Source organism: Paenibacillus sp. TSA_86.1 (assembly GCF_052691815.1).
This window is the reverse complement of sequence record NZ_JBQZGE010000006.1, coordinates 182,355-205,133: the sequence shown is the minus strand read 5'-3', so window position 1 is coordinate 205,133 and position 22,779 is coordinate 182,355. Positions and strand designations below refer to the sequence as shown.

Here is a 22,779-nt window from a genome sequence, read left to right as displayed (position 1 = left end):
TTAGACAGTCACTTTTTGTTCGGTTAGAGTCATATAATCAATCATTCTTTTATACATCTGTTCTAAACCATATTTAGGTTCCCACCCTAGCTCCAGCAGTTTGGCAGCCGATAGTTTTACATTACTTGGGGTAGCATAACCGAATTTATTCACAGGAGGGATATCAAATTTCACCTTAATATTTCCTCCGGAAACATTCTCAGCAACAATCTCTGCCATTTCTCTAATACTCAAACTAGCTTGTTCATTAACCACATTGTATTCTTGCCCTTCTTTACCGTTGAAAAGAATATATAAAAGAGCCTGGATTGCATCCGCAGAATAGCAATAATTGCCCATTGCAGCCCCATCTGTGTGAAGTATAATATCCTGGCCATAAAGAACACTTCTTGCAAATTGGGCAAAAACTCTATTTTCATTATCAGAAATTCCTGCCCCGAAGGTTTGTGCAAGTCTAGCAACCTTAACTGGAACCTTGTACTCAGAAAAGAAACTAAAACAAATATTTTCAGCCATTCTCTTCCCTAGAGGATAACAGTTTCTTGCATTATAGATCTCAATATGTCCCAGATCCTTCTCACTTACTCTGGTAATCCCATCATTAACACCATATACTTCCATTGAAGAGAGAAATACAATACTCTCTACATTTTTAACATGGGATAATCGCATCAGATTAAATGTACCTTGAACAATCCCTTCCGTCACCTCAACAGGCTCTTCAATCATTGCCTTTGAATTTGTTATTGCTGCACAATGAAAAACAAAATCGATATCCATTTCAATCTGTGGCAATTGACAAATATCACCTTTTATTATCTCTACTCCAACTGAATCTAATAAGATTTCTGCTTTACTTTGATCACGAACGAGGGTCACAATTTTTGTATTCCATTGATATTTTTTGTTCATGTAATCAAAAAAACGAACTAATAGTGAACCTATAAATCCAGTACCTCCAGTAATAAAAACTGTTTTGTTTTTTAATCTCTCCCAGGGTAAGTTAGCATTTTGTATATATTCAAAGTCACTTTCCAAGGTTGTATTCATCTAACCACCTAATTTCTTCATTTTATAGTCCGAATATCTGGGAGTTCTCTTCTGCTTCAAACAGTGCTCTAAAAATATAATAATCAGCCGGGGTTGTAATTTTCACATTATAATTTGATCCAACTACGGTATGAAGATCATGTCCGTAATAATTCATCAGCGATGCTGCATCAATCATCCAATTAATTCCTTCACTTTGAGCTCTATGGTGTGCTTCCATTAGTTTGTCCATATAAAAGCATTGTGGTGCTTTCGCAATTCTGGCTTTATCTCTATTTTCAACTTTAACAATTTTTCCATCATCATCTACGGAAGATATTGTTTCTATGGCATAACTGACTGTGATTGAGGAGCCTCTCTGCTTAACCATCTCAATGTTGTCCGTTATTAATTTTTTATCAATTAATGGGCGTACTCCATCATGAATTATGGCTATACTCTCTCCAGATTGATTACTTTCATTAAAAATAGCCTTCAAACCATTGTATGTGGACATTTGAACTGTCTCGCCACCAGTAACTACCTTTTTAACCTTAGTAATGTAATGCTTCTTAATTTCGTTTTCAAGCTCAATTTGCCAACCACTAACACATACCACTACAATATTATCAATAAGTGGGTGATTCTCGAAATGTTCTAATGTATAAATAATAATTGGTTTTCCATGAAGTTCTAAGAATTGTTTCGGTTTGGTCCTACTATTCATTCTAACTCCAGTGCCACCAGCCAAAATGATTGCCGTTATCATCTTTTTGTATTCCTCCTAGATTTGTTAATATCATATGTGTTATAAAAAATGGTTTACTATGAATACTGACATTTGCTATCAACTCGGGCTCAACAGAGTTCTCAAGTTACATAAAATGTGTAGATTTACCTTTAAGTTCTCTAATTTATATCGGACTAGAAAGAAAATTTCATTAGTTAAAAAGGCCCCCAGGACACACCCAATAAATACCTTTTTCAGGAAAAGAAATAAAGATGATTCCCTTTAATTAAGGAAATCATCTTCTCTATATTTTCATTCTGAAATCTCTTCAACTACTGCCAATCCTACGGCTCTCTATAAAATTTGCAACTCTCTCACCTGCACGTCCATCTTCTAATAATTCTACTTTTTTATAAAATTGTTCTAATTCCGTTTGGTACTTCATCTCATCAAATTCAACAATATTTCGCAATAACTCATCATTACTATACGAAACTTTAAAGGGTAAATCTTCCATGTTCCAAAGGAGATTACCTCGTTCTTGAATGTAGTCTTCTAAATCTTCAGCAAAGATAAAAACGGGAACTCTCATTGTTGCCGCATCAAAAGCTATACTTGAGTAATCAGAAATAAACAGATCAGAAGCTGCTATTAGATCGTATACGTCATCCCTCTCCGTAATATCAATAATTCTAGGATTATTCTCGTCACTTTCAAACTTCCGTGTTTTAATCCCTGGATGCAGTCTCACAAATATATGCCAATCACCCTTAAACTTTTCAGCCAATGTTTCTAGTAAATCTTCATAGGACAGCCGATTACCGCCTGCCAATGTATGCATGACTGTCTTCTGACTTCCACTTCGAAATGTCGGTGCATATATCAATATCTTAGAGCCCTTAGGAAGTTGAAACTCCTTTAATATTCTTTCTCGAGCAACCTCAGCTTCTCTATAAATATCACACCTTGGAGAACCGGTCTTCAGAATTTCCCCTTCATAAAAAAAAGCTTTTCTATACATATCACTGCACCATGAGGAATTAGACAAAAAATAATCCACTAGTTTCGAATCATGTTCGCTTACCAAACGGGCTATTGTAGGAAAGGAACTTCCTCTGAGTTCACCAACAGCTTTAAAGCCAATGGCTCCATGCCAAGTACCTATATACAATTGTTTTTTTCGTTTTCTGGTCTCTAACGGTTTCCTATGGTTATCAATCCAAACAGCCGCAGTTGATAGTTGATATGCTCTGTTCCAAAAATTGTTTTTTTTCACAATTATAGAATTTGGGAATGTTCGATTTGTGTCGTTAACTAACCAAACAAGTTTGAATGGCAGATGATTTGTTTTATTTCTTCTCAATAATTCTTCTGCGATATATTTGGGATTACAATTATATCCTTGCTTCCCTTCGAAACTCGATAATACAACCTTTCTATCATCGATCGGCAAAATGCGAAACAAATAGTAAAAAAAAGCTACAGTCATAGCTTGTATTTTTCTATAACTAATATATAGGTACTCGTTGAATGCCTCTCTCATGTTGCCTCCAAATTATAATAATTTCTTTTATTCCTGCAACAATTCAACTGTATTTTTCAAGCTTTCTTTAATATCAAATATAGGAGACCAATTTAATTGCTTTAATTTGTCGAGATTAAGGATAGCCTTACTCGCCTTGGAATATCCGATTTTTTCAACTTCATCTGCTATCTCGAATCTGATCTGTTTACCATTCAAGTTCGCCAAGTAAGTTGCCAATTCTTTAAGTGTAATATTTCCATTCTTCCCAGACAAGTTGTAACATTCCCCAGTTCTACTCTCCAACATTATTTTTAAAATCCCCAATACTGCATCACCGACATAACAATAGCTAAAGTATTGATTACCTTCACTTTTAAGGACAACATCATCCTGATTTATTGCATTTTTTATAAGTTGAGACAAAGCCTTGCTATCATCCATATTCATAGTCGGCCCAAAAACTCTTGCTAAACGAACCGTTACAAAATCAACATTTTTCTCTTTACTATACGCTTGGCACAACGCTTCTGAAACTCGTTTTCCTTCTGGATATCCTGCCCTTAACGTATTACAGTCAATATATCCAGAATAATCTTCATTAAATTCCTCAACGTCTCCTCTGTTTTCTCCATATACTTCGACCGAAGAAAGCATTACAAATCGCGTGCCCTTTTCACGAGCTGCTAGTTCAAGCATATTGTTTGTTCCCAACGTATTAATTAATATCGTATCAATGGGTGTATTTGAATACTCCAGTGGGTGGGTTTTACTAGCTGCATGAATAACAAAATCAACAGTCTCTATCCCCTTAAGCGTATTTAGATCATTTATATCGCATGGTATGAATTGAAATCGTACATCCTCTAAATAATCTTTAAATATAGCAATACCTTGGCTCGTTTTTCTACCCAAAGCAATAATGGATATGTTGTCCTGATAAATCTTGTTTCGATACATAATTACATCAATTAAAAATCTTCCGATCATCCCACTGGCCCCTGATATTACTATTTTCTTATTTGTGAGCTTGTTCCAGTTGAGATCTTGATCTGCTACTTTTTTTATATCCATAACATATTTCAATTTTTTCTGGATCATAAGTTATCGTCTCCTCGGAATATTACATCCACATTGACCTATTGTGTGTGCAGAAGCGCCTTGAGTATTTCCATATCTTCCATCGTCGTCAACTTTATATTTTTTTCTGAGCCCTTTGATAAATATATTTTTTCGCCCAACTCTTGCATTAGAGTACAACTAGCTACGGAATTTTCTATCCCCATTTTTGCTGCCTCTTCATGCGCCCAAAGAAGTTTACCCAGAGTATAGGTATGAGGCGTTTGAGTTCTAAACAACTGTTCTCGCGGTATATAAAAATCAGATGAACAACCATCCTCGCTTCGGAATACTGCCTCATTACAAGGTATAGCGGCTACAGCGCCCCCATAATTTTTAAATGTAGCCAAACTATCGGATATAATTTCATTCGTAATTAGAGGACGATTTCCATCATGAACTATGATGGTATCCTCTGTTTCACATGATTTTTGTATTTCTATTAGACCCTTGTAGATTGATTCTTGACCTGTATCCCCACCTGCAACAACCCACTTTAACTTTGTGATCCCATGTTGCTTAGCATAAGATAACAAAACTTCTCTCCAGCCCTCCAAGGTAACAACCATTATAGCATCGATATTAGGATCATTCTGAAAAACTTCCATTGTGTAAATTATAATTGGTTTATTATCTATATGAAGAAATTGCTTCGGAATACTCTGACGCATTCTACTGGCAGTGCCTGCAGCTGTTAATAAAGCGATATTCATCTAATACACCCCATTATATTCTCATATATATAAATTGATAATTTCCTTGATTATCATTTAATTATAATGCTGCAACGATTCTCCCCCTTTCTTCAGACCATACACTTTTTCTTTCATTCCCGCTCATCCAATGATACAGTATCCACTTGCCATATCTAGAAGCTCCGAATATCAATACATTTTTCATTTGACTTCTTTACTCTTTAACTCAAATTTATATGTTAGCTATCCATAGAGCAGCTGGATAACGTTTAGATATTTCCCTCTTCACTTGCATTGTCTCAAATTCACTATTGGAATTTTTAGTTAAATTGAAATATCTCTCATAGTTTTTATAGGTTGGGTTATTTTCCTTTAGATAGTTATAAAAGAATGCTGCATCTTCCAGATAGTTATTCCGGAAACACAAGTCTCCAAGCAACTGCATGACTTCAATGTTATTGTTTTTATTGTTATACAGGGTAGTTAACACATCTATAGCCAACTCATCAAAGTTATATTTTTTCAAGAGCTTGCTAAGTGTTATTTTATAATTTTGTTTTAATTCCATAAGTTTTTCCGCGAGTTCCTGGAATAAATCAAACTCCTCGATAACAATTAACTTCTCACACAATGCAAACAACACTTTTTCTAAACTCACACTGATTGAACCAGGCAAAGCTTTTCCTTCAATGAGCATTCTAATACTCTTTAATTCCTTGCTCCCCAAGTTCATCAATGGTTGAAGTTGAGTAAGTAAATTTACATCTTTGAACACATACGCTAAGAGTAGAAGATCTTCGCCATTTTCTTCTTTAGTGAAATCCTCAGTCCGATCCAAAACATTCTTCATCAATTGCCGATCCTTACTGTAAATCATCGCGACCGCACTAATATAAGCATCTGCCGCTATTTTGAATTTTTCCAGGTAGTGATGCAGTAACGGATGACGCAAACCATACAACATATTCATTAGGTTTTGCAAGTCTTGAATACTGTCCATTTTATAAAACTTCTCAATATTCTGTATAACTTCTTCAGCAGGCTGATTCATTCTCAACGTAAATTCCAAATAATCAAAAATAATTTCTAATGAGTTCTTAATTTCCATCGCTTGTATCTTCTCTTTATAACTTTCATTTAAATAACCATCTTGTTCATATAGTTCAGATAGCTGAAGATGAGCTCTAAAGCTCCCGCTACCTTCCGTCACCGTAGAACCCTGGTCCCCAAGTTCAAGACAGTGTAAGAAACAAACTTCAGCGTCTTTATCATATCCTGCCTTTTTATATACGACTCCTTGGATATATTTCATTTCGGTTTCGGTAGGATAAATGATCGTAGCATCTTTTAGAATATTTAATGCTTCATCGATTTGTCCAATCTCTGCAAGCGCATATGCCAATTTAGTTATTAATTCAGGCAGGTAAATGCGATCCTTACTTAATGAATATGCACGTTTGAAAAACTCTACTGCCTTCATGTAATCCTGTAATCCAAAATATGTTTTCCCCATATTAAACAAGTTATATCCTGTCGGATTTTCTTTAACTTCCAATTTCATCAGCGGAAGATTTCGATTCACCTTTTTTTCTTCAAGTTTAGTAAAATCCCCGTATCCCGAGTGAACAATTAAACCGTTAGCAATTCCACTTGTAAAGTTTTTATCAATAATGTTCAAATGTTCATGTAATCTGTTTTCATAACATAATTCAATATTATTTCTGAATAGCCTTATTGCAGTATGATTAAATGTCGTACCTTGATCTGTTGTATTTTTAATATTAAAGACATAGTAATCTAGTTCCTTTTGCAAATCTTGTTGCAATTCATGACCCGATTCTAAATACTCGTCAGCATCCAACACTAAGATATAATCAGATGCTGCATATCCAATGGATTCGTTCCTAGCTGCAGAGAAATCATGAATCCATTCAAAGGAATAGATTTTATCTGTATATCTTCTTGCTATGTCTCGTGTGCCATCGATCGAGCCCGTATCTACAATAATGATTTCATCAACAAACTCTCTAACACTATCTAAACAGCGTTCCAACACGTTCTCTTCATTTTTTACGATCATACATAAGGATATTGTTTTAGTCATAGAACCCTCTCGTCTCTTCAGTCTTATATTATATGTCGGTGGATTTTCCTGTTTTAATTAGTCGTTTTTCGGTAATTTTATTTGAGAAGTTTTGTAAATCTATTTTTAACGCAAAAAAACTGCCAAGATAAAACTTGGCAGTTTTCTATAAAACTTAAAATTAACGCAACAATTGCAGAACAGCTTGTGGCTGTTGGTTTGCTTGTGCCAACATCGCTTGGGAAGCTTGAGCCAAGATGTTGTTTTTCGTTTGGTTCATCATTTCTTTCGCCATGTCTACGTCACGAATACGGGATTCAGCAGCAGACAAGTTCTCGGAAGTTGTTCCCAAGTTGTTGATTGTGTGCTCCAAACGGTTTTGGTAAGCACCCAGTTTAGCACGCTCAGTGGAAACTGTTTCAATCGCACTGTTGATTGTTGTGATTGCAGCATTTGCAGAAGTTGCGCTGGAGATGCTGATACCACCAGTTACAGCAGCTGCTGTTGCACCAGTTGCAGAAGTAGATCCAGTAGCTGCACCAACCCCAAGGCTTGCAGCATCCATCGCTTTGATTGTCAAAGTGATGTTTTGGTCAGCATTTGCACCAATGTGGAAGCTCAGGTTAGCAGCGTTAGTTACAGAAGAAGCACCATCTGCGAAACCGTTAAGCAATTTCTTTGTGTTGAACTCAGTTGTGTTGGAGATACGAGTGATCTCTTTCGCCAACTCGTTTACTTCATCTTGCAATGCAGTACGGTCTTTATCTGTGTTTGTATCATTGGAAGATTGTACTGCAAGCTCACGCATACGTTGCAGGATGGAGTGAGTTTCGTTCAACGCACCCTCAGCTGTTTGGATCAAGGAAATGCTGTCTTGACCGTTTTTAGTAGCCATATCCAAACCGCGGATTTGACCGCGCATTTTTTCGGAGATTGCCAAACCTGCAGCATCGTCACCAGCACGGTTGATACGCAGACCGGAAGACAATTTTTCAATTGCTTTGTTTGTGTTTGTTGTGTTTGCACCCAGTTGACGGTGAGTGTTCATTGCAGCGATATTGTGATTGATAATCATTAGAAATTTCCTCCCTGAAAATAAGTTAGTTCCACATCCATGTGGTAAACGCCGCGACATTAAGGTCGGCCGCCCTGCCGAAGCAGCGTCTAAACTATATATCGACAGGAAGAGGAGAACTGTTTATAGTGAATTGGAATTTTTTTATTTTTTTTTGTTCTCTACTCCTTGAAGCAGCTCCATAAAGGCAGCAACACTTGGAGCATCTGGTGCAGCTGATTCCCGGTTAGCCTCCTGAATGGATGCATATACCTCTTTTCGAAAGATATCAATCTGCTTGGGAGCAGATATACCGATTCGCACCGTATCCCCTTCCACCGCGAGAATAGTTACTTCGATATTATCCTGAATGATAATCGATTCGCCTTTTTTGCGTGATAATACTAACATCTTAGGCTCCCCCCTTCGTTGGAGTCAGTTCTTCCGTCCAGATCAGATGTCTGGTCAGATAACTCGATTGTTGTAAAACCACTTGTTTACCTATTCTCTTCACAGGATTAACCACAACCGGAGCGAGCAAATTCATTGTAGATTTCGTTATTTCGGAATGAATGGTAACGATAGAGAAGACAGCCACGTCTTCTTCTATTAGTAATTCTTCTTTATCTTCGTCACTGAGTTCGAAACTGTAATCCTGCCTGAATTCAAATGGACTAACCACCAAAAATGAGAGTTCTTTCTCCTTTAACGATTGTAGATAACTAAAAGGCGTCTCTTCCCAAGGAATTAACGCAAAACTTGTTTCATCTTCGAAACCAGGCAAACCTCTTGGAAATTGATATATACTTTTTTCATCGACTTCAATCTTGCCCCAAGTACTTGTCTCAATAAAAATGATAAACGCCTCCCTGGCGATAATAATTTTAGATAAAAAAAGCTATAGCGGATGCTTTCAACCGTCTATAGCTCTATAGTATAACTTATAATCCGATATCTATTGAAGGCGGAGTGTACTGCACAGAACCGTATTGTTGTACATAGATATCCAACTTTCCTCGTTGGTACTCAATCTCAGGTTTGTTTACCGTGACATTCATTTCTGATTTCCCTGCCTCAAAACGAATGTCAGGCGCTCTCGTCGAAATACGGATAGCCACATTACCTGAAGATGCAGGAGTACGTGTTTCTGGAAAAGGCTTCGCTTGCCAGTTCGTTCCCACAATGTTTGCAATCGTATTGCCCGGCTTATGAATTGCTGCAAGCTCGTTCCCTTGCTGTACACGCTCAGCCATATTTTGCAGAAAAATCTGCTGAATACCTGAATAGATCCGGGCATTCATATCAAACATATTTCCTCCATGATAGGCTGAGAAGGCCTTGGACTGATCCACATTAAGGTCAATTGGATGGCTTTGTACCGTTAATTTTCCGGGCGTGGTACGAAGCTCCATCTCTGCTTTCGGTTGCCGAATGGAGTATTTCCCCATGTCTGCATCCATATGAATTACAGTAGGTGTTGTATGGATCTGAAGCATTGGAATACTACTCACCAGAGGATCTCCCCTTTTATCTTAGAAAGTCAACCAATGATTGGGAAATGATCTTAGCTCCTGTAGACAGCGAAGCATTATAAATATTTTCCTGAATTTTCGATTTAATGGATAATTCAGCATAATCCGCATCTTCAACCTTAGACTGTAAATCAGATAAATTAACTTCCAGATCACTCAGTCTGCCTTGCATTAGTTCTATACGATTGGTTTTTGCGCCGATCTCTGCTCGAATGGAAAGCATTTGGTTTGTCCGCGAATCAATATTGTTAAGTTGATTCGATAACTCCTTCTGATCTCCGCTGGCTAGAGCCTGACTAATCGTATTAAAGATGACAAACAAGTTATCGGCCTCAGAAGAGTTTCCAAACACTTCATTACCGGTCACATTGATCGGAAGCTGGATACTTTCACCAACGATATAATTAATCTTGCCTGTATCCGTAAGAACTGAGGCAGCACCGGATGTATCAAAGGATCCATCCGCATTTGTAGGAAAATCGTACGGTTTAGCCGTATAATTTTCACCATTAAAAATATATTTCCCGTTCAGTGTACTGTTTGAAATATCGATGAGCTGAGCTTTTAACTGTTTCACTTCTTGATTGATGCTGTCCAGAGCAGACTGTGGATTCGTTCCGGTTGCAGCCTGTACCGTTAATTCTCTCAAACGCTGTACTACACTTCCTGCCTGATCCATAACGGTATCATTGAAGTCTAGCCAGGATATCGCACTGTCCACATTTTTCTGATACTGCTCATTAGACGATAGTTCCCCACGATAACGAAGAGAATAGGTAATTCCAACCGGATCATCCGATGGCTTGTTAATCTTACGCCCTGTGGCCAATTGAGTCTGTGTATTGTTCATCTGCTGTGCATTTCGGTTCAGGTTAAGAATCAACTGTGAACTCAACATATTATTGGTAACTCGCATTATCTTTAGTCCTCTCCTTTCTTATTATCTGCCTACCATACCCGTAGAGTTAATTAATTTATCAAGCAGTTGGTCATATGTGGTCATAAATCGAGCAGATGCACTATATGCATGCTGGAACTTGATCATGTTCCCCATCTCTTCATCCAGCGATACACCACTAACGGATTGACGACGCGTATCTACCTGTTGTACCAGAAACTCCGAGTTGGAAGTTTGGCGCGCAGCTTCCTGAGATTGTACACCCAGTTGACCTACGATAGCGCTAAATTGGCCTCCAATGGTTGCATTACGCAAGCCGTCGGCTGATTTCATTGGTGTATCTTTGAGATTAGCAAGTAGATTAGCCAGTGTATTATTTCCTTTGATTACCGTTTCTGTTCCAGATGCATTCGTTGTTGTCCGAAGTGAAGTGGCAATCTTATTGGGATCAGCCACGATGGCTGCATTCAAGGAGATATTCCCCGCTGTAATTGCAGTCCCACCGCCAGCTGCAGTAAAGAACGGTAAAGCTCCGGTGTTCGTACCATCCATGCTGTACCCAAGCTGATGCAATCCGTTTAAACCTTTGACAGTAACCTTGAGATCACTTGCCAGTGTCCGCGCTGCTCCTGTGTATGTAACATTATCCAGGACGGTATTATCAGGTAGTACAGAACCCGCAGGGATAGTAATCTCAATATCACCGTTAGCCAGCGTATTCGCTAACTCATCCATTTGTTTACGGTAATCGCTCACCAGTGTATCTCTGGACTTGATCATGCCATGAACCTCACCGTTCGTGAGTGTGCCTGCTGTATATGCGTCATTCAAAAACGCCGAATCTACTGTAGCCTGTACAGCTCCACCAGTCACAAGTGCTTGTCCATTCATCTGAACTTGATAACCCTGTGGTGAATCCGTAACGCTGATATTCATAATTTTGGACAGCTTGTCTGCCATTAAGTCACGTTGGTCACGCAAATCGTTTGCATTATCACCAAGAGATTCAACTTTAACGATTGCGCTGTTCAGGTTAGCAATGTTACCCAGGTAACCCTGAATCTCATTGCCTTTTACTGCAATATTACTGTCCAGATCCTGATCCAGAGAGTCTAATTGGCGACTAATCTGATTCATGGCGTCGGTGAGAGCGAGCGTGGTCTCTTTAACGATGCGGCGAGCCGTAACATCTTCCGGGTTTTTACTTAGATCTGACCAGGATTTATAAAAATTATCCATAACGGTACGAAAACCTGTTTTGGAAGGCTCGTTGACAATCGCCTCAAGTTTCTCCAGCGTATCCCGCTGAATGGACCAACTTCCGAAGTTGGTATTTTCATTGCGGTACTGGTCATCCAAAAATTTCTCGCGAATACGGGTAATGGAGTCAAATTCGACCCCTGTCCCGAGTTGTCCTGGTGTTGTACTATGCAGAAATGCAAACGGCTCCATAGGAATGGATGCCTGCATATTTACTCTTTGACGCGAATACCCTTCCGTGTTGGCATTAGCGATGTTATGACCTGTCGTGCTAAGAGCGGTCGTCTGTGCGAACAAACTGCGTCTAGCCGTTTCGATTGAATGAAATGTAGATGTCACCTGGTTTCCCCCTATTTAATCAGGCACGCGTGTCGAACAGACCGATTCGCCCTGGATTGCCCTGCTTATCAGCAGGATGCTGATAAGTTGCATCCTGTTCCGGTCTCGAAGCAAACATGTCCATCGATAGATCAATAAACATTAACGATTGCTCGATCAGCTTTTGATTCAGTTGATTAATGTTTTTCAGTTCCTGTAATGTTCCCGCCAGCTTCTTCTGAACTTCAAACAATCGCTGTTTGTCAGCCGGATCAAAGATCAGCTTGGAAATCTCGGTAATATTCAGGTTCAGCATGGACTTGATGCCACGCTCCTGAAGTAGTTCATGAACAGCATGCAGTCGTTCCGTATCAAGCGGTTCCTGCAGTTTCATAAACTTAGATTCCTTATTCATGATAGCAATAAGCTGGTCCACATCATTTTTTACGATTACCTCTCGTTTAACCTGACAGAGTGCCAGCATATCGCGGTGACTTTGTTCCATCTGCTCTAAAACTGCAATTAATCTGTCCAGTGCTGCCATTACATAATCACCTATTCCTTATCAAAAGACTTGAAATACGGTAGCAACTTGTCAGCAAGCTTGCTACTGTCTACCTGATACGTTCCTGAGCCCACCTGTTCTTTTAATTCTTGAATCCGTTGCAACCGTCCCGCATCTTGCGTACGTCCTTGTTCTTCAAGCATCTTTATCGCCTCCGGAGAAATGGATACTTCATCCTTGCGGCGGCTTTTCTTGGCCTCAGCCTGCTGATTGGATTCTACATTCCTCTGATATGAATTGATGGCTCCAATTCGACTCGGTTCGTTGATTTTCATTCGAAGTGCACTTCCTTTCAAATAAAATAGAATGTTCTTTCTTTATCTTTATGTGTTTGAAATGAGTAGGATAATAAAAAAAACCGATAATCTTTAATAAGTTTATCGGTACGTTCCAAAACATTTGTTATAGCATTATTCGTATTTAAGACCACGTTCCTATTAGTTCCGTAGTTTGTCGACAGTATTGTAGGTTCGTACGCCTACTTGGTTGTTCTCCTTCTGACCTACTTCACGAGCAGCGCCAGCCAAGTCTTTGGTTAATCGAGTACGACAGGAATCACACATGTGTCCCTCTCGAATCAAAGTCCCACATACTTCACAAGGATACATCATATTCGGGGCGTTTTCGATGGAAATCCGTCCCTCCCGAATAAACTTGGTGATTGTTTTGATTGAAACTTCAGTTGCATCAGATAAATCCTGTATGTTAGTGCCTTTGTTCTCGCGTAAATATTCTACACATACTTGATATTCCTGTTCCATCTCCTTGATACAGTTCGAGCATACATCCCGAAAATTCAATGCATACAATCTGCCGCAACGAGGACAATTTCCTAAATTCATCGCTAAAACTCCCCTCTCCAACTTCCTTTTCCGAATAGTTAATATCTATACATTACCTTATTTTCTCACGTGAAGTCTATACAATATTGATAAATATAAAATGCATGAGATTGCGTATATATGAAATCTTTCTTAAAGTCGATCACCGCTATTTTAAATAGGTTATCTTACCTTATTGTATATATCCCAACGTTTTTATTACTCTGACTTTTTGAGCGATGAAAATAACATATTAAGACCGCGCTAATGTGAGTGTATAGATTTCCACCGGGATGCCAGTGTTACTTGCTGCCTGTAAAATGACATGTCCACAAGCATCTAACGTACTACCGGTCGTATAGATGTCATCGATTAAAAGTAGTCTAAACGGCTTGTTGTAATTCCTGAGCAGACTGAAATCAAATTCATCAAGCTTGATCAAAAAGGCATGTTTCATCGTTTCGAACCGCTCGGCGCGAGACTTGAAGCTTTGTTTCCCTGTGTTGATCTGGCGCTGCAACAGATCAATACAGGGCAGACGAGCGGCGGTGGCAAGGCCTGCTGCCAGCCGCTCCGCCTGATTAAAGCCGCGTTCGGCCAAGCGTTCCCCGCTCACGGGTACATACGTGACAGCGTCAGGACGCCATGGCGGCTCCCTGGTTTCCTTTTTACATATAGAAGTCAGTTCCTCACTCATCGCCTGAAAGGCTTGGATCAATAGTGCAGTTAGCAGCGGGGCGTAGCGCTCATGGCCTCGAAATTTATATAGGCTTATCCAATCTTTCATCAGATCGTTATATTGGACGGCGCTCCGATTGCAGATAAAAGAGCGGTTCTGCATCTGCGGACGCGCACAGTCCGGGCATCCAACACCACGTCCACATCGTTGACAGCGGATCGACCGAATCCATGGAATCTGCTGCACACAAGGCTGGCATATCGCCGGGTAACGTGAGGATAAAATCGCACGAGTTCCGCAAGTCAAGCATGGTGAACCAGGTGGGCCGAGCAGTGGATGGAGATGCCTGGTTATATGTTGAACACGTTCGAGGATATGGGAGATATAACGAAGCATGAAGTGTTTCTCCTTTCTTGACGAAATAATGAGTAGAAGTGGCGAGCTTAAGTATGTTGAAAGTGTTCAGTCTCAGGATGTGTGACGGCGATAGCGTTAGTGTTAGTGATAGCGTTAAGTGAAGAGATGTAATGATTTTGTTTAAAGGATAGATTATTCTGGTACAAAAATTTGTTCTTTTAGAAGATTAGTCTACCGTGCGCCTGTTCAAGTTCAGGTGGGTACATTGATGTAATTTGACTATTTGGAGGCTGGTGGATGCAGGTAACCTTTACGACGAGCAATGGCATTCATTTTACGAATCTGCGCTACGGCTTTGGCTTGAGAGCGTGTACGGCGGGATGCAGCGAACACGACACGACCTGCCGGATCGTCCAAGGAGCGCCCTGCACGGCCTGCCATCTGCACCAATGAGGCCTCATCGAAAAGTCCGTTGTCCGCATCCAAAATGAACACATCACTCCGCGGGATCGTCACTCCTCGTTCCAGAATGGTGGTTGTCACGAGTAGACGGATGGAGCGTTCCCGAAATGCAATGACTTTGGCGGCCCGCTCCGTATCCTGTGACGACGTCCCTTCGATCGGGATGTTCGGGAAATTCCGGCGCATCAGATGCACAAAAGCCTCAATCTGGGCGATACGTGTTACAAAAACAAACACTTGGGCATCACGCTGTAAGGAAGCGCGAATGCTCCTTACGATGGAGGCTGGAAGTTGTTTACGTTTGATGCACTGCGCCACGGTAGGCATGCTGATCAGTTTCGGTACAGGCAGCGGATGCCGGTGAAAACGGACTGGCACTTTCGCATGAACAAGCTTGCCCAGAGCAACCTCACGTTGTAACCGGGCTGGCGGCGTAGCGGACAAATAAACGAAGTTGCCATCCGGTTTGCAACACGAAGCGGCGGCGTGAGCCAGCATGGGATCGTTATGGTAAGGAAACGCATCCAGCTCGTCGATGATTACCAGATCAAACCCTTGGTAAAAACGCATGAGCTGGTGTGTGGTCGCCAGCGTGAGCTGAGCGTCTTTCCAGCGCTCCGAACTTCCGCCATAGAGCGTCGCGAGCGAGGTGTCCGGGAACGCTTTGGCGAGGCGCGGAGCCAGCTCCAGCACGACATCCCTGCGCGGTGTAGCGACCAGCGCTCGTCCCCCTTGATCCAGCGTGTGCTGGATTAGGGGGAATATCATTTCGGTCTTGCCGGCCCCGGTCACGGCCCAGAGCAAGAACCGCCCCGGCCCATCCCCGGCGGGCGGGCGGGTCAAAAACGCGAGCGCCGCGGCTGCTGCCGCGCTCTGCGCTGCGCTTAGCCCCCACCGGGCGAGTCCGCCGCCGGTGGGGGCCAGGGCCGTGCCACGCGATGCTTCGCCGCGTGCGGGCACGGCCCCTTGCGCTGCACTGCGTAGCAGCAGCGCACAGGCACGGCTGCGCCCTAGCGCGAGGCATGCCTCGCAGTAGGCGCACGCCGCCAGGCCGCAGGCAGCGCAGGGCACGCGCTGCCTGGCTTCGCTGCCACAGCGGTGGCAGCGGGGCGCGCTTCGCGCGCGGCCGAGCCACGCGAGCCGGCGGCGCGTGGCGGGCCCTTCGAGGGCGGCTGTCAGTTGCAGCCGCCCATGCAAGCGCGCGAGCTGCGCAGCCGCGCGCCAGCCCCCGGGCGGCATGGCGGGCTCCGCCGCCAGCAGCGCCTCGGCCTCGGCCGCCAGTAATTGGCGGCCGCTCATCCGCTCAGCCAGCCATGCTGCGCACTGCTCCAGCTGAGCCCAATACTCGGCGGGATATGACTTTGGCATCCCGCCCACCCTAACTGCATGCGCAGCAGCAGTTCCTATCCTTGCCTCCGTTTCACCCGAGAGCTGCTCGTACAAGTCCAGCTTCTTGTTCAAATAACTTTGCCACGCCTCCGTCCGCCATTGATTCATGCTACGTGCTGGCTCGAATTGATCCACCAGCCATGAAGCCTGACTTAACGGCAACTGCATGCTTAACACCAGCCATTGCTGCGCATTCCATCCACTCAACCCCTCCAGCCACCACACCACATCTACCCGGAGATCAATAGACATCACCATAGTCCACGCCTCACCCACCCGGCACACATAAAGCCCAACCTGCATCTGCCATTCCCTCCCCTTTTTAAGTCCAGAAACGCAAAAAAAGCACATACCAACCGGCGCCTTCGCCGGAGCATGTGCTTCATGTCCATTGTTTATATCACAGCTTTGCTTCTTCTCTCAGTATAACGATGATTCCACTTCAAAACAATTCCTCATTTTCCAATCTACACCTTGCCTAACTGACCTGAGCCTGCTTTATGATCAACGCATTCCGTCAAAAACACTAGCTGCCCAATCACTTTAACAAAAAATTGGATTTTTTCTTTGGAATATGCGCAACTTTTTCCAGTTTGATCAGTCTATATTTTTAACTTAAGACTTCTGACTTCAAAATGCTTCTTCCAGCGTCATCCGAAGTGATAAACCCAATAACTAACCATAGATTGCAATAAAACCCATTTTTAATTTAAAGGCAGGCTTGGCTACAATTACAAAAAAAAGACTACAGCACCATGCTGTAATCTTTCCCGTCAAAAATGTGTATCTCCACATTTGCAACATGACTAGTGTGAGAATTACCTGCTTCCGGCTTCATCACTGGCATTGCGCAGATCAATGAGACGATAGCCCTCATTTGTCTGCACTGCATGTTCAAGTTCCGCTGGCACAGCAGGAAGATAAGACAGCTCCATGCCTTGTCTTTGCATCATCTTCTCAATAATCGTGATGGTCTCCGCCTCTTTATGATCGGCGACCACCGTTAATGTGAAGCTTTTACCACGATATAATAATTCCAGACAAAGTGCTCGAATAATGCCCTCAATTCGTCCTACCTGATTGGAAGGAATGAGCAGAATCTGCTCGAAGCCTTCGGACTCCGGGCGGGAAGTATGGCGCTGGTGCATCACATGAACGGCCATTGCCGCCAGGAAGTATATAAGCAGAATCATAGTCAAATGAGCAACCATGGCAACTGCACCTCCTCGGAAGGTCATGTTCACCCATGGCGAACATCCCTGTATACAGCAGTATATGCCACGTATTCCGAAGGGTTACAGCCAACAACCAGTCGACGCTCACTTGAACAGATGTTCAACACACCCCGACACTTTGTTCATGTGCAGTGATAAAGTCCATCAACCCGCAAACCAATCCAGCGAGTGGAGAGGGCGCGAGTGAGTACAGATCTAAAAATTACACCTATTACAGCGTAACCCATCCATATTTGATGGAGTTAATAACAGCCTGTGTACGGTCGTCCACTTCCATCTTCTGCAGAATACTGCTGACATGGTTTTTAACTGTTTTTTCACTGATGAACAAAAATTCACCAATCATCTTGTTGCTCTTACCCTCAGCCATCAAACGCAATACCTCAGCTTCACGACGTGTCAGCGGGTTATTGTCCCCGGCAACAAACTTAACGCCTGCTTCCTTCGAAGCTCCTTCACTCATCGCACCTGTCTCATTAAGATACGTCATACGGCGAAGCTGCATAATCAGTTTGCCCGTTACTTTAGGGTGAATAAATGCATGCCCTTCATGAACCGAACGAATCGCATTGATCAGGGACTCTGCCTCCATGTCCTTCAGCAAATATCCGTTTGCTCCCTTACGGAGTGTTTCAAATACATAACTTTCATCATCATGAATAGACAAAATAATAACCTTAACATCCGGGAACAGCTCGCGCAGTTTCTCGGTCGCTTCAACACCGTTCTCCACAGGCATGTTAATGTCCATGAGTACGATATCCGGCTTATCCTGATTACAGAATTCGAGCACTTGAATACCATCGCCACATTCGCCGATGACCTCAATATCGTCCTCCATATTTAAAATGCGTTTCAAGCCCTCTCGGAACAGCTGATGATCATCAGCCAAAAGAACTTTAATTGATGCTTTTCCAGTATCACGGTTTTCCATCCTACTACTCCTTTCCCTTATCCACGTTTGTCGGGATATGAATGACTATTTTGGTTCCCTGATTCTCTGCGGATTCAATCTCTATTCTTCCTTCTAACAGTTCAACACGTTCCCTCATCCCGATCAGACCGAAGTGGGTATGATCCTTGCTTTTCTTCGCAAGAAGCTCCGGTTTGAACCCAAGCCCATTGTCCTGTACGACAATTTTGACGAGCTGAGCCTGGTATGTAATTTCTACGACAACATATGTGGGATAAGCATGTTTGGCAGCATTAGACAGACCTTCCTGCACGAGACGATAGATTGCAGCCTCCATTGCAGAAGAGAGACGATGTTCCTTACCTCTTGTTTCAAAAAGCGACCGGATTTTTGTTTTTACTTCAAAATCCTGCACATACTTGCGAAGCGTTGGAATCAAACCCAGATCATCCAGTGCCATAGGACGCAGATTGAAAATAACTTTTCTCATTTCTTCAAGACTTGAACGAACCTGGCCTTTCAAATCTACTATTTCGGCCTGGACCATCTTAAAATCCTGCTTAATGAGCATTCTTTCTACAATTTCCGTCCTAAGCACTAGATTGGCAAGCATCTGCGCAGGCCCGTCATGAATCTCCCGGGCAATACGTTTCCGCTCTTCCTCCTGGGCCAAAATTATTTTCAAACCTATCATTTGTCGATTCTTGGCAGACTCGATAATCCGGGTCACTTGACCCAGCTCGCCTGACAAATATTCTAGCACAACGCCCATCTGCGAACCAATCGTCTCGGCACGCTCCACAGAAGCCTCCACATTTTTGGCACGCTTCTGCAGATCATCCCGACGGGCCTTTAGATACATTTCCTTCTCACGATAAATCATCAGATCCAGCTGCAGCTGTGTCGCTTTCTCATACGCCTGTTTGATATCATGCTCCGAATAACGGACAAAGTCACGACTCACCTCTGTCAGCCGGATCCGGGAACGGCGGTAATTCAGCTCCAATTGATCTACTTTCTCGATCGTTTCCGCCGTTTCCTTCAGCACTGACTTGAGCTCCTCATTGAGCGTCTTCAGCTCATCGCGAGTGGAGTCCATGATTTCAAACATTTGATATTTGCTGTTTTCCATGACTTGTATGGCGTTTTTTATGACGCGGTCTATGGCATCGGCTTGTAAATCCACGTTTGTTCGACTCCATTTCTATCGTTTCCGGTATATATCATACCATATCACGATGAGATGGTAACGGTCTTCGTGTTCTGTTCCCATTTTACAGTCAGCCCAAGTTGCTCGGATACGAGTCTGAGAGGGACTAAAGTCCTACCCCCACTTACGTAAGGTGCAACCGTTGCGCTCTGTCTTTTGCCGTTCAGAACCAATTCTTTCTGACTTACCACCAGATCGATCAGTTTACTGCCGCGAATTACGGTAATCCGCTGATTTTTGCTGTCCCAGCTTGCCTGTCCGCCAAAGGCATCCAGTACATGTTTGATGGGCACATATGTTGTTCCATTTTGAATGACTGGTGCTGCATCAATGATTTTTTTTGTACCGTTCACCGTCATCGACTTCTGTCCAAGCACCAGTGAAGCTGTGCCCACAGGCAATCCAACTTCGCTGGATTTCGAAGGCATCGTGAACGCAATGTTGTCGAACGCAACCATTCCGGTCATCGCACGCTCATCCTGCCCCTCTTCTACGTTAACAACATATACACGCTTCAGTTTTGCCGGATAAGCCATATTTAGACCATTCAGGTCTACGCTAACCTTCTTCCATCCGTTCCAGTCAATCGCTTTGGCAAGATCGGCATATACCGTTTTGCCTTTGGCATCTGTGAATTCCGCTCGCAGCCAGTTCAGGCTCTTGTCACCCATCACATCCATCGACATGGAGGTTGCCGTTGCTGATACGTCTCTACCTGTTGAACCGTTCAGCTCCGCATAGGCGTACATTTTACCGGTTCCACCCGTCATATCGTAACTGAGTTGCAGTACCTTAGATCCAGCCTTTTCACCGGTTCCTGCCACGACTGCGGCCGACCCTGTGACACCTGCTGCATTGGTTGTGAAGTTAATCGGATAGTTCGCGTTTTCGAAATTCTCCCAGATGGTTTCGCTCGCTGCTGCAGAGAGTACAACAACCGTGCTGTAACCATCATAACGGCCGATCGCATAACCAACCTGTGCTCCATCATTCACAGATGATACCGTCAGCTGGTCACCTGCTACTTTTCCTTTAAATCCAATGAATTCCCATGTCAGAGAATCCGCTGGTACAGTCACGCTTTGCCCACTCTTCGTAGTAGCCGTAACTGGAATCGAGACGGTGGTACCCGCTTGAAGCGAACCAAGACCTGAACCAGCTGTCAGAGAAGCCAGCTCGCTGCCGCCCAGTACCGTTACTTTGATCGAGGATGCAGCTCCACTGCTCGTAGCCGTCAACGTTGCTGTACCCGGCTTCACACCTTTGATCGTTCCGTTGCTGACACTGACAATTCCGTTATTGCTTGATTTCCAGGTCAACGGAATATTGCCTGTGGCGATCGGGTTGTAATAGGTGTCATACCCTTTCGCAGAATACTTGCCTTCCTGACCTGCAAGCAACGTCTGGCTGCCGCTTACCGCAAAGCCCTTCAGCTTACCTTCAGGTGCTGTTGAGAACACGCCGAGTGTATTGACAACTTGACGCTGCTCGGTACCGTACTCGGTATTAAATGTCAGGCTGGCCGATTGTTCACCCAGCGGACGTGTAACCATGGTTGTTGATCCGCCGCCGTCCAGGTTCATGCCTTTCCATACCCCGATACTGGTCATGAACGACTGGAGTTCAGTCAGGGACATACCACTGCTATTCCCATTCTTTTCTGCTGCAATAATGTACACGTAGCGGCCATCCTGAGAATATCCTACCGCTGTTCTGGCACGGACACCACCAATTCCCGAAGAAGCGATATTCCGCGAGAAGGAAGCCGCCTGGCCTCCGTTCACCAGAATCGTATGACCACCAATCATCATTTCCAGACTACTTGGGTCAACAGTCTGTCCTGTCGTTTTGGCGACCAGTCTGTAATCTGCTCCCACTGTCTGCCCGACAGACAGGTGGCTCATGATCCATGTCGCCGCTGTACCATGGGCACGAAGGATATACCCGTCTGACGGCACAGTCATATTTAACGCCTTTTTATCCGAAATTTGCGTGATGACATTATTCTGTACGAGCACCTCCGTCGGCGTGGTAGAAGGATCATTCGGACGTTTGGTTGACGTCCATGCAGGTGTATAAATATACATGGAGTTCGCATGGCTGTATGAACCCGATCCCGTTTCAACCGTATAGTCCTCCTTATTTATCCCACGCAGGGCAAAGGTTGAACCATCCTGTGCCTTCACTGTGCCATCAAATGAATATTCATCGATCATCGGCTTGCCATCCTTGGTTACGGTGAGGGCATACATGCCCTTCAGTTCAGATGGTGTAGACACCAGAACTCCGTCAGAGACTTGACCGCCAATCGGTGACATTTCCCCGGATACGTTAAAATAATCCCCGTTCACCGCAGCCACTGCGCCGTTTTCCTTCGCCATACCGCCAGTGCTCTGTTTGCTGTTTAACTTGTTGCCTCTACCTGTCATCACATCCAGCTTCACATAAGGATTTTGCAGATCTACCTGGATCACATCTGCAAGCACATTCACCTTAGATCCTGAACGTGTTGTCGTATATCTGTATTTCATGAGCTTAGCACCCGAAGTCAGAATTTCTTCTCCGAGCTTGCTCGTATTCGTCGATGCGGCCGATGCTACCGATTGCCATGAAGTTCCAGACCATATCTGCCCGCCTGCACTCATTACGGGTGCAATCCAGATCACACCTGCCAGTGTTACAATTGCCCATTTCTTTGCCTTGTTGTACTTAACGTCTTGTCGCTGTTTCCCATGTTTCCCCAGCATGTTCGAAACGTCTCTCCCATCTTGTATATCAATCTTAGACATCACACTTATGCAGCCGAGTGGCAGTACATAGAACGACCTCTAGCATACCCTTCTATTAATAGACTGTTTTTTGTGGAAAAAGTTACGATTATCCTGAATATTAAGGGCTTTTTTGGTAA

At 43.2% G+C, this 22,779-nt stretch carries 21 protein-coding genes; all 21 read right to left on the bottom strand.

The features are described 5' to 3' along the window. The 21 genes from ACUTVW_RS15020 to ACUTVW_RS14920 all read right to left on the bottom strand — a co-directional run bounded on the left by ACUTVW_RS15020 (position 1) and on the right by ACUTVW_RS14920 (position 22,618). Complete coding sequence (locus ACUTVW_RS15020; RefSeq protein ID WP_445646548.1) at positions 1-1,050, bottom strand: NAD-dependent epimerase/dehydratase family protein; 1,050 nt, start codon at positions 1,048-1,050, stop codon at positions 1-3. Positions 1,051-1,072: 22 nt separating this feature from the next. Next, entirely contained in the window at positions 1,073-1,798 is a 726-nt protein-coding gene (locus tag ACUTVW_RS15015) for an IspD/TarI family cytidylyltransferase (RefSeq protein WP_445646547.1), read from the bottom strand. A gap of 289 nt (positions 1,799-2,087) precedes the next feature. Beyond that, positions 2,088-3,302: a CDP-glycerol glycerophosphotransferase family protein gene (locus ACUTVW_RS15010; RefSeq protein WP_445646546.1), complete on the bottom strand. Its 1,215-nt coding sequence runs from the start codon at positions 3,300-3,302 to the stop codon at positions 2,088-2,090. Between the two features lie 27 nt (positions 3,303-3,329). Then, positions 3,330-4,382, bottom strand: a complete 1,053-nt coding sequence (locus tag ACUTVW_RS15005; RefSeq protein ID WP_445646545.1) for an NAD-dependent epimerase/dehydratase family protein — start codon at positions 4,380-4,382, stop codon at positions 3,330-3,332. Between the two features lie 38 nt (positions 4,383-4,420). Further along, positions 4,421-5,113 (bottom strand): IspD/TarI family cytidylyltransferase, encoded by a 693-nt coding sequence (locus tag ACUTVW_RS15000; RefSeq protein ID WP_445646544.1) that lies wholly within the window; start codon positions 5,111-5,113, stop codon positions 4,421-4,423. 214 nt (positions 5,114-5,327) lie between these two features. Next, positions 5,328-7,199: a glycosyltransferase gene (locus tag ACUTVW_RS14995; RefSeq protein WP_445646543.1), complete on the bottom strand. Its 1,872-nt coding sequence runs from the start codon at positions 7,197-7,199 to the stop codon at positions 5,328-5,330. A 160-nt stretch (positions 7,200-7,359) separates the two neighbouring features. Further along, positions 7,360-8,253, bottom strand: coding sequence for a flagellin Hag (gene hag, locus ACUTVW_RS14990; RefSeq protein ID WP_445646542.1), 894 nt, complete (start codon positions 8,251-8,253; stop codon positions 7,360-7,362). Between the two features lie 144 nt (positions 8,254-8,397). Continuing rightward, positions 8,398-8,643 (bottom strand): carbon storage regulator CsrA, encoded by a 246-nt coding sequence (csrA, locus tag ACUTVW_RS14985; protein ID WP_434749190.1) that lies wholly within the window; start codon positions 8,641-8,643, stop codon positions 8,398-8,400. A 1-nt stretch (position 8,644) separates the two neighbouring features. After that, positions 8,645-9,058 (bottom strand): flagellar assembly protein FliW, encoded by a 414-nt coding sequence (gene fliW, locus ACUTVW_RS14980; RefSeq protein WP_445646611.1) that lies wholly within the window; start codon positions 9,056-9,058, stop codon positions 8,645-8,647. A gap of 115 nt (positions 9,059-9,173) precedes the next feature. Next, positions 9,174-9,743, bottom strand: coding sequence for a DUF6470 family protein (locus ACUTVW_RS14975; RefSeq protein WP_445646541.1), 570 nt, complete (start codon positions 9,741-9,743; stop codon positions 9,174-9,176). 16 nt (positions 9,744-9,759) lie between these two features. Beyond that, entirely contained in the window at positions 9,760-10,680 is a 921-nt protein-coding gene (gene flgL / locus ACUTVW_RS14970; protein ID WP_445646540.1) for a flagellar hook-associated protein FlgL, read from the bottom strand. A gap of 24 nt (positions 10,681-10,704) precedes the next feature. Beyond that, a complete protein-coding gene (flgK, locus tag ACUTVW_RS14965) occupies positions 10,705-12,261 on the bottom strand; it encodes a flagellar hook-associated protein FlgK (RefSeq protein ID WP_445646539.1) in 1,557 nt (518 codons plus the stop codon). A 19-nt stretch (positions 12,262-12,280) separates the two neighbouring features. Next, positions 12,281-12,784 (bottom strand): flagellar protein FlgN, encoded by a 504-nt coding sequence (locus tag ACUTVW_RS14960; protein WP_445646538.1) that lies wholly within the window; start codon positions 12,782-12,784, stop codon positions 12,281-12,283. Positions 12,785-12,795: 11 nt separating this feature from the next. Then, complete coding sequence (gene flgM, locus ACUTVW_RS14955) at positions 12,796-13,080, bottom strand: flagellar biosynthesis anti-sigma factor FlgM (RefSeq protein WP_445646537.1); 285 nt, start codon at positions 13,078-13,080, stop codon at positions 12,796-12,798. A 162-nt stretch (positions 13,081-13,242) separates the two neighbouring features. Then, the gene (locus ACUTVW_RS14950; protein WP_445646536.1) at positions 13,243-13,647 is read right to left on the bottom strand and encodes a TIGR03826 family flagellar region protein; all 405 of its coding nucleotides are present in this window, start codon (positions 13,645-13,647) and stop codon (positions 13,243-13,245) included. Between the two features lie 232 nt (positions 13,648-13,879). Further along, the gene (locus ACUTVW_RS14945) at positions 13,880-14,701 is read right to left on the bottom strand and encodes a ComF family protein (RefSeq protein WP_445646535.1); all 822 of its coding nucleotides are present in this window, start codon (positions 14,699-14,701) and stop codon (positions 13,880-13,882) included. Positions 14,702-14,941: 240 nt separating this feature from the next. Then, on the bottom strand, positions 14,942-16,816 hold the full coding sequence (locus ACUTVW_RS14940; RefSeq protein WP_445646534.1) for a helicase-related protein: 1,875 nt from the start codon (positions 16,814-16,816) through the stop codon (positions 14,942-14,944). A 515-nt stretch (positions 16,817-17,331) separates the two neighbouring features. After that, positions 17,332-17,724 (bottom strand): hypothetical protein, encoded by a 393-nt coding sequence (locus tag ACUTVW_RS14935; protein WP_434749181.1) that lies wholly within the window; start codon positions 17,722-17,724, stop codon positions 17,332-17,334. Between the two features lie 235 nt (positions 17,725-17,959). Then, complete coding sequence (locus ACUTVW_RS14930; RefSeq protein ID WP_024631627.1) at positions 17,960-18,682, bottom strand: response regulator transcription factor; 723 nt, start codon at positions 18,680-18,682, stop codon at positions 17,960-17,962. A 4-nt stretch (positions 18,683-18,686) separates the two neighbouring features. Further along, positions 18,687-19,847 carry a sensor histidine kinase gene (locus ACUTVW_RS14925; protein ID WP_434749180.1) on the bottom strand — a complete coding sequence of 387 codons (1,161 nt, stop codon included), beginning with the start codon at positions 19,845-19,847 and terminating at the stop codon, positions 18,687-18,689. Between the two features lie 47 nt (positions 19,848-19,894). Then, entirely contained in the window at positions 19,895-22,618 is a 2,724-nt protein-coding gene (locus ACUTVW_RS14920) for a stalk domain-containing protein (RefSeq protein WP_445646533.1), read from the bottom strand. Positions 22,619-22,779: the final 161 nt, after the last annotated feature.